The following is a 16,717-nucleotide window of genomic DNA, read 5'->3' on the forward strand; positions in this document are numbered from 1 at the left end:
CAAACTGGCTACATCTTAGGGGTTTATCTGCCGATACTCCGTTTGGCAAGAAAAGAATAAAACAGGATTTCCACGCTAATTAGGTTGCGCGGTGACATTTATCAGGTAGAGTGTGGGATTTTCCGCAGGCAGTAGAGTACGCTCTGAATGCCCCGAAAAATATCTGATTTTCAGAAGAATTCAGCAGGTAATAGTACATATGGGTAAAGCTCTCGTTATCGTCGAGTCCCCGGCAAAAGCCAAAACGATCAATAAGTATTTAGGCAAGGACTACGTGGTGAAATCCAGCGTTGGTCATGTGCGCGATCTGCCGACGAGTGGCTCAGCCAGTAAAAAGAGCGCGGACTCAGACTCAACCAAAGACAAAACAAAAAAGAAAGTCAAAAAGGATGAGAAATCCGCGCTGGTTAGCCGCATGGGCGTCGATCCTTATCATGGCTGGAAAGCCAATTATGAAATCCTTCCTGGTAAGGAAAAGGTTGTCTCCGAATTAAAAACGCTGGCGGAAAATGCCGAACACATCTATCTCGCAACCGACCTTGACCGCGAAGGGGAAGCCATTGCCTGGCACCTGCGGGAAATCATCGGGGGGGACGAACAGCGTTTCAGCCGCGTGGTGTTTAACGAAATCACCAAAAACGCCATAAAGCAGGCGTTTGAAAAACCGGATACGCTGAATATTAACCGTGTTAATGCCCAGCAGGCGCGCCGGTTTATGGATCGCGTGGTGGGTTACATGGTCTCCCCGCTGTTATGGAAAAAAATTGCCCGGGGATTGTCTGCCGGGCGCGTCCAGTCGGTTGCGGTGCGCTTGGTCGTTGATCGCGAACGCGAGATCAAAGCGTTCGTACCGGAAGAATACTGGGAACTGCACGCCGATTTGCTGGCAGGCGGCGATATTCAGCTGCAAATGCAGGTAACGCACCATAACGGCAAGCCGTTTAAACCCGTCAATAAAGAACAAACGCAGGCGGCGATCGGCCTGCTTGAGAAAGCTCGCTATGTCGTTGCAGAGCGTGAAGATAAGCCGACCAGCAGTAAGCCGGGCGCGCCTTTCATCACGTCAACGCTGCAACAGGCGGCCAGTACGCGTCTCGGTTTTGGCGTGAAGAAAACCATGATGATGGCGCAGCGGCTGTATGAAGCGGGCTACATCACCTATATGCGAACCGACTCGACTAACCTGAGTCAGGACGCGCTGACGATGGTGCGGGCCTATATTGCCGATGAATTCGGCAAACGCTACCTGCCCGAAGCGGTAAATACTTACAGTAGTAAAGAAAATTCGCAGGAAGCGCACGAAGCCATTCGACCTTCCGATGTGGGCGTGTTGGCCGACAGCCTGAAAGACATGGAAGCTGACGCTCAGAAATTGTATCAGCTGATCTGGCGTCAGTTTGTTGCCTGCCAGATGACCCCGGCAAAGTACGATTCCACGACGCTGATCGTCAATGCTGCGGATTATCAACTGCGTGCCAAAGGCCGTACTCTGCGTTTCGATGGTTGGACGAAAGTCATGCCGGCGCTACGCAAAAATGACGAAGACCGCACGCTACCAGCCGCGGCGGTCGGTGAGACGCTGGCGTTGCAGACGCTTCTTCCGGGGCAGCATTTCACCAAGCCGCCGGCGCGTTATAGCGATGCTTCTTTGGTTAAAGAACTGGAAAAACGCGGCATCGGTCGTCCATCCACCTATGCGTCCATTATTTCGACCATTCAGGATCGCGGTTATGTCCGGGTAGAAAACCGGCGTTTCTATGCCGAGAAGATGGGCGAAATTGTTACCGATCGGCTCGAAGAGAACTTTCGCGAGCTGATGAATTACGATTTCACCGCCCGGATGGAAAGCAGCCTCGATCAGGTCGCGAATAATCAGGCGGAATGGAAAGCCGTGTTGGATGAATTCTTCAACGAGTTCACTCAGCAACTGGAAAAAGCCGAGCAGGATCCCGAAGAAGGGGGCATGCGGCCTAATACCATGGTGCTGACCAGCATTGACTGCCCCACCTGTGGCAGAAAGATGGGGATCCGCACCGCCAGTACCGGCGTCTTCCTGGGCTGTTCCGGTTATGCGCTGCCGCCGAAAGAGCGCTGCAAAACCACGATCAATCTGATACCGGAAACCGAAGTGTTGAACGTATTGGAAGGGGATGATGCGGAAACCAACGCGCTTCGCGCCCGCCGCCGCTGTGAAAAATGCGGTACGGCGATGGACAGCTACCTGATCGATAATCAGCGCAAGCTGCACGTTTGCGGCAATAACCCGGCCTGCGATGGTTATGAAATCGAGACCGGCGAGTTTCGTATTAAGGGGTACGACGGCCCGATCGTCGAGTGCGAAAAATGCGGCGCCGAAATGCATCTCAAAATGGGGCGATTCGGTAAGTATATGGCGTGCACCAGCGACACCTGTGGTAACACGCGTAAGATTCTGCGCAATGGTGAAGTTGCGCCGCCGAAAGAAGATCCGGTGCCGTTGCCTGAATTGCCCTGTGAGAAGTCTGACGCCTATTTTGTGTTACGTGATGGCGCGGCTGGGGTCTTTCTGGCTGCTAACACATTTCCGAAATCTCGCGAAACACGCGCGCCATGGGTAGAAGAGCTGGTACGGTTCAAAGATCGTTTGCCGGAGAAGTTGCGCTATCTGGCTGAAGCGCCCGTGGTCGATAAAGACGGTAATAAGACGCTGGTCCGTTTTAGTCGTAAAACCAAACAGCAGTATGTCACATCCGAGAAAGACGGCAAGACAACGGGCTGGTCGGCGTTTTACGTTGACGGTAAATGGGTCGAAGGGAAGAAGTAAGCGCGTTTTGTCGCTATCCGTGCCCAACTGCCACAAAAAACCAGTCGTTAGACTGGTTTTTTTGATCGCGTGGCGTCTGATAACGCCTTCGTATCGCGCGAGCCCTGTGGTTACGTGAGGATTATTGATCCCTGATAGAGAATCAGGCATTTTGCCTCGGTGATAATCACGCCTGCTATGCGCTTTATGGCTGCGTCATGTGAAAATGGTTATATAAAAATAATTTTTATGATTTAATGACATTAATTGATGAAAATATGCGCCGGGCGGTTAAGGCGTAGTCAAGATCAGGTCAGTTAAGAAATGGAGCGCTGTGAGATGTCGCGCATACATCAATGGGGAATGGGATAAATTATGAAACTGCAACAGCTTCGTTATATTGTTGAAGTTGTTAATCACAACCTGAATGTGTCTTCCACCGCAGAAGGGTTGTATACCTCTCAGCCGGGGATCAGTAAACAGGTCCGCATGCTGGAAGATGAACTCGGCATTCAGATTTTTGCCCGAAGCGGAAAACATCTGACGCAGGTGACGCCAGCCGGTCAGGAAGTCATTCGCATTGCACGTGAGGTGTTGTCAAAAGTCGAGGCGATTAAGGCGGTAGCCGGGGAGCATACCTATCCCGATAAAGGATCGCTGTACGTGGCGACGACGCATACGCAGGCTCGTTACGCGCTGCCGGGTGTCATCAAAGGCTTTATTGACCGTTATCCACAGGTGTCGTTACATATGCATCAGGGCTCGCCGACGCAGATTGCGGAAGCGGTGGCCAAAGGAACGGCGGATTTTGCTATTGCGACTGAGGCGCTGCATCTGTACGACGATCTGATTATGCTACCGTGCTATCACTGGAATCGCGCAGTGGTGGTCAAACCCGATCACCCGTTGGCATCCAGGACAGATATTTCCATTGAAGAGCTGGCCGCTTATCCTATCGTGACGTATACCTTTGGCTTTACGGGACGTTCCGAGCTGGATACGGCGTTTAACCGGGCAGGTCTGACGCCGCGTATTGTGTTTACCGCCACAGACGCCGATGTGATTAAGACCTATGTGCGTCTGGGGCTGGGTGTCGGGGTGATTGCCAATATGGCGGTCGATCCACAAACGGAAACCGATCTGGTAACCATCAACGCAAACAGTATCTTTAGCTATAGCACGACGAAAATTGGTTTCCGCCGCAGCACGTTCCTGCGTAGCTATATGTACGATTTCATCCAGCGCTTTGCGCCGCACTTAACGCGCGATGTTGTCGACACGGCCGTTGCGTTGCGCTCAAATGATGAAATTGAGGTGATGTTTAAAGACATCACGCTGCCAGTGAAATAAGCTTTTTTCATCGCTGATTTTGAAATAAAAAAGCCAGACGTAATCTGGCTTTTTTTGTTCGGCTGGCGCAGTCCCCAGCCTTTGGCTGAAAAATGCGACTAGGCAAGCGTCAGGCGGATACCGACGAGTTCACCTTCACTGCCGGCGTTTCCGGCGCATCCTGAGTCATGCGCGTCAGCTTCGGCGCAGTCAGCAGCATCAGCAGCGCGATGACACCCGTAACAATGCCTATCTGCATAAAGACATCACTGTAAATCTCAAGAGAGACAAGCGGGTCTACGACGTTATCAGGAACGGCCATCATATTGGCGACATAGCCCGCGATGATGGCGGCGCCCGCACTGGTCAGGAACCATGCCCCCATGATAAAGCCCATCAGACGCTGAGGCACAAGCTGAGCCACCATCGCCAGACCCAGACCGGAGATCATGAGCTCGCCAATGCTTTGCAATCCGTAGCACAGGATGAGCCAGTTGATGGACACGATCCCCCGTTCATTCGCCATGCTAGCCCCCCACGGTAAAACCAGAAAGGCGCCGGAACAGAGCACCATGCCAATGGCGAATTTGTATGCCATCGGCAACTGGTCACCCAGTTTGTTATAAAGCGCGGCCAGAATCGGACTGGCAACCATGATCCAGAATGGGTTTAGCGCCTGATACTGCTCAGGTTCAAAGGCGAAGCCTAAAATTGAGTGCTCGACATTGCGGATCGCAAAGAAGTTCAGTGATGTCGGCATTTGGTTATACAACACAAAGAAGACAATGGCTTCCAGCATCAGCAGTAGAGCGACGATCATTTTCCGACGTTTAGTTCCTTGAACGGAAAACATCTCTTTGATAAAAATGACGACGACAGCCAGCGCGATAAGCGCCAGGATCCAACGGGCAACAGACTGGTTATGCAACAGCCAGGTGGAGACGGTAATCAGCACGACAATGCCTGCCAGCGAACCGGATAATTTCGTCAGATTTAGCGGCAGAAAGTCGGGTTTGGAACCTTGCGTGCTGACCCATTTGCGGCAGAACATGAAATTAACCAGCGTCAAAATCATGCCGATCACGCTCAAAGAAAAGGCCACGCTCCAGCCGTAACGTACCGCAAGCCATGGCGTAGCCAGCATAGAGAAGAAGGAGCCGATATTTATCGCCATGTAGTACATGGTGAAAGCGCCATCCAGACGCGGGTCGTCTTTGGCGTAGCAGGTCGACAGTAATGAAGACGGATTGGCTTTAAACAGGCCATTACCGACGGCGATTGTCGCCATACCGACATAGACCCAAAAGACACTATGGTCTGAGTAAGCTATCATGGCGTAGCCTACGGCTAAAACTATCGCGCCCAGCACGATCACGCGTTTCGTTCCGAGAACTTTATCACCCAACCAGCCGCCGATGGCGACAAAACCATACACCAGCGCGCTGAATGAAGAGAAGAGCGTGATGGAGTCGGCCTCTGACATCCCCAGCATTTTGACCAGATACACCGCCATAATGCCTTGTAGACCGTAGTAACCGAAACGCTCCCACAGTTCGATGCTAAAGATGAGATAAAACGCTTTTGGTTGCTTGAAAGCATTCATGCTAATGCTTTCATTAGATTCGCTGTTTTTGTTTGCTATTGACACAAAGACCTCTGATTTTACCTGTCTCGTTTTTTTAAACAAGAAAATAACGAGAGTAATACAGTGAAACTGCATCCTCTTTTCATTGTTATAAGGAGGAGAAACGGCGCTATCTTGACGTTATTTTAGGAACAGGCAAGTCGTTTGACATGTTTTGTTACAAGTGGGTTGAGTTGCGGGATAAAGCCATAAATTAAATATTATGCAGAGTTTAATATTATTGCTTCCTTTTGCTGTAAATGATTATCTCGCCACACCGTGCTTATTTTTTATCAAAGGCATATAACCTGGCTTTTTATTGAAAGCGAGAGCATATCATTATGTATGAATGGATATATGGTTAAATATTTTGCATATCACGCGCTATCCAGTGAGAGTAAAAAATCATCAGTGGCAGGTCGCAGGGTGCATAATGAAATAATCACTTGGCGTGACTTTCAATCACTAAATTTTCTATTAAAAATAACTTATTTGCCTCAAATAGTGGTTATCTGCGTTTTTATACAGGATCGTGCTTCAGCGCTGAAAGATTAAAACGGGTAGACCGGGCCCGCAGGGGCGCTCCCGGCGAATGGACCGGAGGAGGGGATGATGTTTGGCAGAGACAACCGGAATCGCCGGTGACGCTGATTTCTCTGTGACGCGACTCGTTACTGCCTGATGCGAAGGCCCGCTATGACCTGACTGTCTGTTTGAGCGGTTTCCCTGAGGTCTGCTATTCCCCCGGATTAAACGTCCACCTTCTCGCCAAATTCGCACAGATCTTCAATCAGGCAGGAACCGCAGCGTGGTTTGCGCGCGACACAGGTATAACGACCGTGCAGGATTAGCCAGTGGTGGCAGTCCACTTTGAATTCTGCCGGAACGACCTTCAGCAACTTTTCTTCTACCTGTTCCACATTTTTACCCGGTGCAAATCCGGTACGGTTACTGACGCGAAAAATGTGCGTATCAACGGCAATCGTCGGCCAGCCAAAAGCCGTATTCAGAACGATATTTGCCGTTTTTCGTCCGACGCCGGGTAACGCTTCTAATGCCGCGCGATCTTCAGGAACCTGTCCCTGATGCTTTTCCAGCAGAATACGACAGGTTTTGATGATATTTTCCGCCTTGCTGTTAAACAGCCCAATCGTCTTGATGTAGCTTTTAACGCCATCGACGCCAAGTGCGAGCAGGGTTTCCGGCGTGTTGGCCACCGGGTAGAGTCGGGCGGTCGCCTTGTTGACGCTGACATCGGTGGCTTGTGCAGAAAGTAAAACGGCGATCAGCAGCTCAAACGGCGTACTGAAATTCAGTTCGGTTGTGGGGTGGGGATTCGCGGCGCGTAGGCGGCTTAAAATCTCAATCCGTTTGGTTTTATTCACAGCGGTTCTCCCACGGCATTCGTCACCGGCGTCGTGTTTTCCTTGCGGGATACGACACGCGCCCGACGCCGCTTCATTCTTTCGTCGATCAGGTATTTTACCGCCAGTAACAGGCCCAGCCCGATAAATGCGCCCGGCGGCAGCATAGCCAGCAGGAAGGGTGAGTCGAGGTGAATAACCTCGATACGAAGCGCCTTAGCCCAATCGCCCAGCAGCAAGTCCGCGCCGTCGAATAACGTACCATTCCCCAGAATCTCACGCCCCGAGCCAAGCACCACCAGCGCGCTGGTGGCGCCTAATCCCATCGCCAGACCATCAATGGCTGAAGGAAGGACGGCGTTTTTTGAGGCAAAGGCTTCCGCGCGCCCAATGACGATGCAGTTCGTGACAATCAGGGGAATAAAAATCCCCAGTGATTGATATAAACCGTAGGCATACGCGTTGATTAACATCTGTACGACACTGACCACCGAGGCAATGATCATGACGTAAATAGGAATGCGGATTTCCACGGGCACCCAGCGCCGCAGCGCGGAAACCGACATATTGGTACAAACGAGCACCAGCGTCGTCGCCAGCCCTAACCCCAGCGCGTTAGTCGCCGTTGAGGAGACGGCCAGCAGAGGACAAAGCCCAAGTAGTTGCACCAGTGCCGAGTTGTTTTTCCATAGTCCTTCAATAAAAAGGGCTTTGATTTGACTCATGGGTTTCCTCCACAGGCGGACAGCGTGTTGATGTGCGGCGGCAGTGTTTGCAGATAGAGTGTACTACGCTTTACGCCATTGATAACGGCGCGTGGCGTAATGGTCGCGCCGGTAAACTGATCGAACATACCGCCTTCTTTCCTGACTGCCCAGCGGGCATCATGCTCGCCCTTTACCGTTTGTCCACTGAATCGGGTTATCCAGTCGGAGATGCGCTCTTCAATTTTATCACCCAACCCCGGTGTTTCATGATGTTCGGTGACGCGGACGCCGAAAACTTTGCCATTAAAATCGGCGCCAATCAGCAAATGAATCGCGCCGGAATAGCCATCTGGCGCGGTACTTTCCAGTGCGGCGGCTATCGGTTCGCCATGATGACGTGCGATAAACACACGGTGTGGCGCTGACGAACCTAATGCGGGGTCGGTGACAATGTAACATTCTTTTTGCAAGTCATTATCGTATAACTCGGCCGGCACGACCTGATCCAACAGCATTTTTTGTTGTAATTGTGCCTGATGCGAGATTGTCGGCTCTGTTAGCTCGTTGACGACGGCGGTTAATGCCGTCGTCAAGGCGGCAAACAGCGCCAGCGTCATCGCGTGGCGGCGCATCGTACTCAACATGGTCTGCTCCTTAGCGATGGTGGCCGTAAGCGCGTGGCTTGGTGTAATAATCGATCAGCGGCACCGTGATGTTCGCCAGCAGAACGGCAAACGCCACGCCGTCCGGGTAACCACCGTAGGTGCGGATCAGCCATACCAGTAGCCCGATTAGCGCGCCGAAAATCAGCCGTCCGCGATTAGTGGTTGATGCGGTAACGGGGTCGGTTGCAATGAAAAAGGCGCCCAGCATCGTCGCGCCCGACAACAGGTGCAGCAGGGGCGGTGCAAATTTTTCGGGCGCGAGCGTCCAACTGAGAAGGGCGCAGAACATCAGCGAGAGCAGTAAACTGACCGGAATATGCCAGCGAATAGTGCCGCGTATTAATAAAAACAGCCCGCCGACGAGGAAACCGAGGTTAACCCACTGCCAGCCAATGCCGGAAAGCAATTGAGCAAATAGCGGCTGTTGCAGAATAGCCTGTGACGTTTGACCGGAGCGCAAACCGGTTTTAAAGGTATCCAGCGGGGTAGCCTGACTTACGCCATCCATGTTCTGCATCAACTGTTGCATTGTCTGCCCGGCATGCGTCTGCCCGGTGAAAATGGTCATCAAGGCATCATGAAAACCGACCGGCGCGGTTTGCAGCGGCGCAGGCGGCAACCAGCTTGTCATTTGGACTGGGAACGAAATCAGCAGCACGACGTAGCCGATCATGGCCGGGTTAAAGGGGTTTTGCCCCAGTCCGCCATACAGTTGCTTAGCGATAATGATCGCGAAGGCGGTGGCGATCACCACCATCCACCAGGGGGCGAGCGGGGGCAGGCTGATACCGAGCAGCACAGCGGTCAGCAGCGCAGACTGATCGGACAGCGTGGTACGAACGGCGAACTTTCTGAGTGACAGTGTCACGCCTTCTGCAATCAACGCGGTGACGGATGCCAGCGCAACCTGAATCAGGTTACCGTAACCAAAAAAATAGCACTGGGCCAGCATGCCCGGTATACAGGCGAGAATAACCAACAGCATGATGCGCTGGGTGCGCTGCTGGTTATGTGTGAACGGTGAACTCGCAATTCTAAAGGCCATTTATTCCTCTTTGTATGACGATGCTTGCGCGGCCCTGCGGGCTTTGACACGGGCGATGGCGGCGGCAACGGCGGCTTTGCGCGGATCGGTGGTCGCCGGCGTTGCAGGCGCGGCGGCAGGCTCTGCCGGCGACTCGGCATCGACGGACGCCAACGACGCTTGCGGATCGGTCGCCGCTTGTTGTGCGGCCTTGCGGGCTTTGACGCGGGCGATGGCGGCTTTACGCGGATCGGTGGTCGCCAGCGTTTCAGGCGCGGCGGCAGGCTCTGCCGGCGACTCGGCATCGACGGACGCCAATGACGCTTGCGGATCGGTCGCCGCTTGTTGCGCGGCCCTGCGGGCTTTGACACGGGCGATGGCGGCGGCAACGGCGGCTTTGCGCGGATCGGTGGTCGCCGGCATTTCAGGCGCGGCGGCAGGCTCTGGCGGCGACTCGGCATCGACGGACGCCAACGACGCTTGCGGATCGGTCGCCGCTTGTTGCGCGGCCCTGCGGGCTTTGACGCGGGCGATGGCGTCAGCGACGGCGGCTTTACGCGGATCGGTGGTCGCCGGCGTTGCAGGCGCGGCGGCAGGCTCTGCCAGCGACTCGGCATCGACGGACGCCAACGACGCTTGCGGATCGGTCGCCGCTTGTTGTGCGGCCCTGCGGGCTTTGACGCGGGCGATGGCGTCAGCGACGGCGGCTTTGCGCGGATCGGTGGTCGCCGGCGTTTCAGGCGCGGTGGTTTGATGTGGAACAAGGTCGGTGGAGACATCCGCCACCGGCGTTTCTTGTTGTGCCAGCTTTTCACGTCGTTGCTGCTTACGGGCTGCGCGCGCGGCGATCGCCGCCTGATTGTCGGGCTGTTGCTCTGGTATCACCGTTATGGGCGATCCCACCGTCGCATCGGCGGCTTGTTTACGGCGAATACGCGCCAGCGCTGCCTGAACCGCATCTTTATCACTGGTGGAGACATTCGCCGCGGCTTGCTTATGGCGCAGTTCGCGCGCGGCTTTTTCCCGTTCAAGGCGGGCCTGTTTGGCATCAAAACGCGCTTTGGCCTGCGCGGCCCGCTGCGCATCGTCGTCGATGGCCCGAATTTCCGCTTTTTCCTGACGATAATATTGCACCAGCGGGATGTTGCTGGGACAAACGTAAGCGCAGGCGCCGCATTCTATACAATCGAACAGATGGTGCTGACGCGCTTTTTCGTGCTCCTGCCCGCGACTGAACCAGTAAAGCTGCTGAGGCAGGAGGCCTGCGGGGCAGGCATCGGCGCATTTGCTACAGCGAATGCAGGACTGTTCTGGTGCCGTGGGCGCTATTTCTGCATGCGAAGGGGCGAGCAGACAGTTGCTGATTTTGACGATGGGCACGTCCAGCGACGGCAGAGTAAAGCCCATCAGCGGGCCCCCCATAATCACCATCGGCTGTTTGTTGACATGAAAGCCGCCGTGTTTGAGCAGGTGACGTACCGGCGTTCCCAGGCGCGCCCACACATTACCGGGTTGGCGCAGGGCTTCACCGGTCAGCGTCACGACGCGCTCGGTGAGCGGCTCGCCGTCGATCACGGCACGTTTGATGGCGTAAGCCGTACCGACGTTCTGCATGAGCACGCCGATCGCGGCGGAGTGCTTACCGAAAGGCACTTCCTTGCCGGTCAGAATTTTGGTGAGCTGCTTCGCGCCGCCTGACGGATATTTGGTCGGGATAACGCGCAACTGCATGTCGCTGCGGTTGCCCAATGCCAGACGCAGGGCGCTGATGGCTTCCGGTTTGTTATCTTCGATTCCAATCAGGATGCGCTGCGGTTGCAACAGAAATGACAGGATCTCAATGCCCTGAATAATTTCCTGCGCACACTCCTGCATGAGTCGGTCGTCAGCGGTGATATAGGGTTCGCATTCCGCGCCGTTGATAATCAGGGTTTCGATCCCGCGCATTCCGCCTTGCAACTTGGCCGCGGTAGGGAACCCCGCACCGCCCAATCCGGCGATACCCGACTGATGCAGATGGGCAAGCAGGGTGTCGGGGCGCTGTGCGCGATAGTCTGTCAAGGTTTGCCGCTCGCACCAAAGATCGTCGCCATCCGGCACGATGATGACACTGAGTTCCGACAGACCTGACGGATGAGCCGTCGTATGCTGACGGATGGCGTGTACCGTTCCCGACGTCGGGGCGTGAACGGGCAAGGTGCGGCCTTGTCCCCGTGTGAGCGGCTGGCCTCGCAGCACTTTATCGCCGACGCTGACGCAGATCTCGCCTTCCGGCCCAAGATGCTGTTTGAGTGGAATAATGAACTGTTCTGGCAAAGGGATCTGGCGCAGCGGCACCCGGCTGGACTGCGTCTTCATTTCCGGTGGATGAATTCCTCCGTCGAAGTCCCAGATCCGGTCTTTTTTAAAGGCGGAAAACAGCTTAAGCATGTTGTTCTACTTGAATAATGCGTACTGGAATCGTTTCGAGATCCCATTTCCAGTTGGCCGGTGTCGAAGCGACGGGACGTAATTCGATACAGTCCGTTGGGCAAGGGGAGAGGCAGAGGTTACAGCCGGTGCATAAATCGCTCACGACGGTATGGACCGCTTTCGTGCTGCCGATGATGGCATCCACCGGACACGCCTGAATGCACTTGGTGCAGCCGATGCAGTTGTTTTCATCGATCAGCGCGACCTGACGCACAGGCGCCTGAACGGCGGCATCGCCTTCCAGCGGCTGCGGATCCACGTTCAGTTTCTCAGCCAGTTTCAGCATCATCGCTTCGCCGCCGGGGCCACATTTATTGATGTTTTCGCCGTTCAGCGCGACGGCTTCGGCGTAGGGGCGGCAGCCGGGGTAACCACACTGACCGCACTGGCTTTGCGGCAGCATCGCTTCGACTTCCTCCACGATCGGATCGTTTTTGACTTCAAAACGTCGGGAGGCGTAGCCCAGCACCAGACCAAATACCAGCGCGAGCGCGCTTAATGCGGCAATGGCGATCCAGATAGCGGTCATCAGAATTTCACCAATCCGCTAAAGCCCATAAACGCCAGTGACATCAGCCCGGCGGTAATCAACGCAATAGAGGACCCGCGAAACGGCGCCGGAATATCCGACACGGCGAGGCGCTCCCGAATGGCGGCAAAGAAGACCATCACTAATGAAAAGCCCGCGGCGCCGCCAAAACCATAAATGGTTGATTGCAGGAAACCGTGCGACAGGTTGACGTTGAGCAGCACGACGCCGAGCACCGCGCAATTCGTGGTGATGAGCGGCAGAAAGATCCCCAACAGGCGATACAGTTCGGGACTGGCTTTGCGCACGAACATCTCGGAAAACTGCACCACAACGGCGAGCACCAGAATAAACGCCATCGTGCGTAAATAGAGAATATCAAGCGGCACGAGAATAAACTCGTTGACGAGCCACGAGAATATCGAGCCCAGCGTCATCACAAAGGTGGTTGCCAGACCCATGCCGATCGCCGTCTCCAGTTTTTTGGATACCCCCATGAAAGGGCAAAGTCCAAGAAACTTGACCAGGACGAAATTATTTACCAGAAGGATGCTAACAAAGAGCAATGCATATTCAGTCATTACGGTGCCTGCAAAACAAAACCGGGCTATTATCAGGCATTGTCGGGCTTTCGACAACATACCCAAAGTAGGGTTATCGCCATTTCCTAATAGGGTAAGGCGTAAAGTGCGCTAAAGAAGGGGGGACGACTCCGGTTATCGGGTCGCTTATTCGAGGATTGATCGCTATCGCGCAAGGGCTGCGGAAAAATATTTGACCGTGAGTAACAGAATGGGGAGCGAGATGGATGTGTGGTGAACCGCGGGCCGTTGTCGCCGCGTCATCAGGATCCGCGCTTCAACGCCGTACGTTTGCGATAAAACCGGGCAGGGGTGACATTGCTCCCGCTGCCCGAACGTGTTAGCGACGACAGAGCGTGTAATACACTTCGTTCCAGCGCAGCGCGTCTTTGAATTCGTGAAGCCGGGTTTCGTTATCAATCACCAGCAACTCGATATTTTGCATTTCTGCATAGAGACGCATATGTTCCAGATCCAGGGCCTGACTAAAGACGGTGTGATGGGCGCCCCCCGCCAGAATCCAGGCTTCGGCGGCCACCTCCAGTGAGGGTTGCGCTTTCCAGATGGCGCGGGCTACGGGCAATTTCGGCAGCGGACGTGGTTGCTCAATCGTATCGACCAGATTGACCAGCATTCTGAAACGATCCCCCATATCGATGACGCTGGCATTGAGTGATAACCCGGCAGGGGTCGAAAAAATCAGGCGAGCAGGATCGGCTTTGCCGCCAATCCCCAGATGTTGGGCATCCAGAATCGGTTTTTGCTCTCTGGCGATGCTGGGGCAAACTTCCAGCATGTGAGAGCCGACCACCAGATCGTTACCGGTCTGGAAATGATAGGTATAATCCTCCATGAACGAGGTGCCGCCGGGCAGGCCATCGGCCATCACCTTCATAATGCGCAGCAGCGCCGCCGTTTTCCAGTCCCCTTCGCCGCCAAATCCATAGCCTTGCTGCATCAGGCGCTGTACCGCCAGCCCCGGCAACTGCTTTAAGCCATACAGATTTTCGAAATCGGTCGTGAACGCTTTATAGCCGCCTTGCTCCAGAAAATGCTTCAGACCGAGTTCAATTTGCGCGGCATCCAGCAGATTCTGCCGGTTGGCGCCGTTGAGTTTTACCGCGTCCGTTAACTGGTAGCTGGCCTCATACTCCTCGACCAACGCGGTGATATCGCCTTTGGCTACCGCGTCAACTTCGGCGGCCAAATCGCCCAGCCCCCAGGCGCTGACGGCGTAACCGAACTGGATCTGCGCGCCCACTTTATCGCCTTCGGTAACGGCCACTTCACGCATGTTGTCGCCAAAGCGTGCGACCTTCAACTGCTTGCTTTCCTGAATGGCGGCAGCAACCCGCATCCACTTACCGATGCGATCGTGCGCGCGCGTATCCTGCCAGTGGCCAACCACCACCTGATGAGTCTGCCGCATCCGTGCGCCGATAAAACCAAATTCACGCCCGCCGTGCGCGGTCTGGTTCAGGTTCATGAAATCCATATCCATCGTGTCCCACGGTATTTCGGCATTGAATTGGGTATGGAATTGCAGCAGCGGCTTGGTGAGGATGCGCAGGCCGCCGATCCACATCTTGGCGGGAGAGAAGGTGTGCAGCCAGGTCAGCAGGCCGATACAGTTATCCTGATAGTTCGCGTCGCGACAGAGCGCCAGAATTTCATCCGGCGTTTTCACCAGCGGTTTCAGGACCAGTTTCACCGGCAGGTTGGCCTGCTGGTTCAAGCTGGCGACCACTTGTTCTGCATGATTGTTGACCTGACGTAACGTTTCCTGTCCGTAAAGATGCTGGCTACCGATAACGAACCAGACTTCAAGCTGCTTAAAATGATCCATGATGGCTCCTGTAACGTGTTCCCCGCAGGGAGAAAATTAGTGCTTTGCCGTAGAGGCGGGGCGATAGGCCGGTTCCGCGAGGCGGCACCATTGCTGATAGCGTTCATAGAGCTGCTGGTAACGGGCAACGCGCTGGCTGTCCGGCTTTAGCGTGCGGGCTATTCCGCTGGCCATCTGCCGTTGGGCCGTGGGAATATCGCGGTGCGCGCCCGCGGCCACGGCGGCGAAGATGGCCGCGCCAAGCGCGCAGCACTGGTCAGAGGCGACGATTTGCAAGGGACGATTCATGACGTCGGCGCACACCTGCATGATGATGGGGGATTTACGCGCGATGCCGCCCAGCGCCAGCACATTCTCGACGGGGACGCCCTGATCTTCAAAACACGCCATAATCGCGCGTGCGCCGAAGGCCGTCGCGGCAATGAAACCGCCGAACAGCGTGGGCGCATCGGTGCCCAAATTGAGGTCGGTGATGACGCCTTTTAGCCGCTGATTGGCGAACGGCGTTCTGCGACCGTTGAACCAGTCCAGCACCACGGGCAGGTGATCCAGCGTGGGGTTATCCGCCCACTGGCGGGTGAGGCGTTCCAGCAGTTTGCCTTCAACGGCCTGCAAGGCGGTGGCGTATTCGGGGTTGTCCTTTGCGGCTTCCTGCAATGGCCAGCCCAGCAACCGCCCAAACCAGGCGTACATATCGCCGAAAGCGGACTGTCCGGCTTCCAGACCGATATAACCGGGGATGACGCTGCCGTCGACTTGCCCACAGATACCGGCAATGGTGCGATCGGCGATGCGTTCTTCATCGGCGATGAGGATATCGCAGGTGGATGTGCCGATCACTTTAACCAGCGTGTAAGGGGTGGCACCGGCGCCCACCGTGCCGACATGGCAGTCAAATGCACCGCCGGCGAGGGTGACATGTTCAGGGACGCCAAGCCGCTGCGCCCATTCAGGGGCGATTGTGCCCACCGACTGTTCTGCCGTCCAGGTTTCGGTAAACAGCGGATGGCGTAATGTCTCCGTCAGACAGGGATCGAGCGCATGAAAAAAATCTTCCGGCGGCAATCCGCCCCAACTGGGGTGCCAAAGTGATTTGTGTCCCGCACTACAGCGGCCTCGGCGTATATCGCCGGGGGCTTGCGTACCGGAAAGCAGGGCTGGCACCCAGTCGCATAACTCGACCCAGGAGACGGCGGCCTGACGTACAGCCGCATCCTCGCGCGACACATGCAGGATTTTGGCCCAGAACCATTCCGATGAGTAAACGCCGCCGATGTAACGCGTGTAGTCCGGGAACCGACCGCTGCGGCACAGCGCATTGATCGCTTCTGCTTCTTCTATTGCGGTGTGATCTTTCCACAGCACGAACATGGCATTCGGGTTGTCGGCGAACTCGGGACGCAGGGCCAGAATCTGGCCTTGTTCATCAATCGGCGCAGGCGTCGAACCGGTCGAATCCACGCCAATACCGATGATGCTTTGCCGCTGTTCACGCGACAGGCGGGAAACCACCACTCTGATGGCCTGCTCCAGCGATTCAATATAGTCCAGCGGATGGTGTCGGAATTGGTTGTTGGCGGGCCGGCAGTATTTGCCTTCAAGCCAGCGAGGGTAGTAGACCACCTCTGTTTCCAGCTCTTGTCCGCTTTGACAGTCGACAGCTAAGGCGCGAACCGAATCGCTGCCGAAGTCGAGGCCAATCGTTATCGCGCCCGCACTCATGTTCTGCTCCTTATTCGTCCCGCATCGTTGGGAGTTACGATAGGCAGGGATAAGGTCGGGCGGTTAGGCGTG

At 55.2% G+C, this 16,717-nt stretch carries 12 protein-coding genes; 2 read left to right on the top strand and 10 right to left on the bottom strand.

Going from position 1 to position 16,717, the window contains the following annotated elements; translation table 11 throughout:
- Positions 1-199 precede the first annotated feature (199 nt).
- Both topA and cysB read left to right on the top strand, forming a co-directional pair.
- Positions 200-2,803, top strand: coding sequence for a type I DNA topoisomerase (gene topA / locus EDC54_RS09150; RefSeq protein WP_132455404.1), 2,604 nt, complete (start codon positions 200-202; stop codon positions 2,801-2,803).
- A gap of 354 nt (positions 2,804-3,157) precedes the next feature.
- Positions 3,158-4,132, top strand: coding sequence for an HTH-type transcriptional regulator CysB (gene cysB, locus EDC54_RS09155; RefSeq protein ID WP_132455406.1), 975 nt, complete (start codon positions 3,158-3,160; stop codon positions 4,130-4,132).
- 109 nt (positions 4,133-4,241) lie between these two features.
- On the opposite strand, the gene dtpA is transcribed toward cysB, so the two are convergent.
- From dtpA to EDC54_RS09205, 10 genes are all read right to left on the bottom strand, one after another.
- Positions 4,242-5,759, bottom strand: coding sequence for a dipeptide/tripeptide permease DtpA (dtpA, locus tag EDC54_RS09160; protein ID WP_132455408.1), 1,518 nt, complete (start codon positions 5,757-5,759; stop codon positions 4,242-4,244).
- 725 nt (positions 5,760-6,484) lie between these two features.
- Complete coding sequence (gene nth, locus EDC54_RS09165) at positions 6,485-7,120, bottom strand: endonuclease III (protein ID WP_132455410.1); 636 nt, start codon at positions 7,118-7,120, stop codon at positions 6,485-6,487.
- Positions 7,117-7,824: an electron transport complex subunit E gene (locus EDC54_RS09170; RefSeq protein ID WP_132455412.1), complete on the bottom strand. Its 708-nt coding sequence runs from the start codon at positions 7,822-7,824 to the stop codon at positions 7,117-7,119. Before EDC54_RS09170 ends, nth begins: the two co-directional genes overlap by 4 nt.
- Positions 7,821-8,450: an electron transport complex subunit RsxG gene (gene rsxG, locus EDC54_RS09175; protein WP_132455414.1), complete on the bottom strand. Its 630-nt coding sequence runs from the start codon at positions 8,448-8,450 to the stop codon at positions 7,821-7,823. The genes EDC54_RS09170 and rsxG overlap by 4 nt, the downstream gene beginning before the upstream one ends.
- A gap of 10 nt (positions 8,451-8,460) precedes the next feature.
- Positions 8,461-9,516 (bottom strand): electron transport complex subunit RsxD, encoded by a 1,056-nt coding sequence (gene rsxD / locus EDC54_RS09180; RefSeq protein WP_132455416.1) that lies wholly within the window; start codon positions 9,514-9,516, stop codon positions 8,461-8,463.
- Entirely contained in the window at positions 9,517-11,925 is a 2,409-nt protein-coding gene (rsxC, locus tag EDC54_RS09185) for an electron transport complex subunit RsxC (protein ID WP_132455418.1), read from the bottom strand.
- Entirely contained in the window at positions 11,918-12,496 is a 579-nt protein-coding gene (rsxB, locus tag EDC54_RS09190) for an electron transport complex subunit RsxB (protein ID WP_132455420.1), read from the bottom strand. Before rsxB ends, rsxC begins: the two co-directional genes overlap by 8 nt.
- Complete coding sequence (rsxA, locus tag EDC54_RS09195) at positions 12,496-13,077, bottom strand: electron transport complex subunit RsxA (protein ID WP_132455422.1); 582 nt, start codon at positions 13,075-13,077, stop codon at positions 12,496-12,498. The genes rsxB and rsxA overlap by 1 nt, the downstream gene beginning before the upstream one ends.
- A gap of 340 nt (positions 13,078-13,417) precedes the next feature.
- Positions 13,418-14,923, bottom strand: a complete 1,506-nt coding sequence (gene araA, locus EDC54_RS09200; protein WP_132455424.1) for an L-arabinose isomerase — start codon at positions 14,921-14,923, stop codon at positions 13,418-13,420.
- Positions 14,924-14,959: 36 nt separating this feature from the next.
- The gene (locus EDC54_RS09205) at positions 14,960-16,645 is read right to left on the bottom strand and encodes a ribulokinase (protein ID WP_132455426.1); all 1,686 of its coding nucleotides are present in this window, start codon (positions 16,643-16,645) and stop codon (positions 14,960-14,962) included.
- Positions 16,646-16,717 lie beyond the last annotated feature (72 nt).

It is taken from the genome of Samsonia erythrinae, assembly GCF_004342665.1.
In the GTDB taxonomy this organism is placed as follows: domain Bacteria; phylum Pseudomonadota; class Gammaproteobacteria; order Enterobacterales; family Enterobacteriaceae; genus Samsonia; species Samsonia erythrinae.

Bases quoted from the DNA above. Each gene is read 5' to 3' on its own strand.
- rsxG (WP_132455414.1), bottom strand. From the start codon at position 8,450: ATGTTGAGTACGATGCGCCGCCACGCGATGACGCTGGCGCTGTTTGCC.
- EDC54_RS09170 (WP_132455412.1), bottom strand. From the start codon at position 7,824: ATGAGTCAAATCAAAGCCCTTTTTATTGAAGGACTATGGAAAAACAAC.
- rsxA (WP_132455422.1), bottom strand. From the start codon at position 13,077: ATGACTGAATATGCATTGCTCTTTGTTAGCATCCTTCTGGTAAATAAT.
- EDC54_RS09205 (WP_132455426.1), bottom strand. From the start codon at position 16,645: ATGAGTGCGGGCGCGATAACGATTGGCCTCGACTTCGGCAGCGATTCG.
- cysB (WP_132455406.1), top strand. From the start codon at position 3,158: ATGAAACTGCAACAGCTTCGTTATATTGTTGAAGTTGTTAATCACAAC.
- araA (WP_132455424.1), bottom strand. From the start codon at position 14,923: ATGGATCATTTTAAGCAGCTTGAAGTCTGGTTCGTTATCGGTAGCCAG.
- rsxD (WP_132455416.1), bottom strand. From the start codon at position 9,516: ATGGCCTTTAGAATTGCGAGTTCACCGTTCACACATAACCAGCAGCGC.
- rsxB (WP_132455420.1), bottom strand. From the start codon at position 12,496: ATGACCGCTATCTGGATCGCCATTGCCGCATTAAGCGCGCTCGCGCTG.
- topA (WP_132455404.1), top strand. From the start codon at position 200: ATGGGTAAAGCTCTCGTTATCGTCGAGTCCCCGGCAAAAGCCAAAACG.
- rsxC (WP_132455418.1), bottom strand. From the start codon at position 11,925: ATGCTTAAGCTGTTTTCCGCCTTTAAAAAAGACCGGATCTGGGACTTC.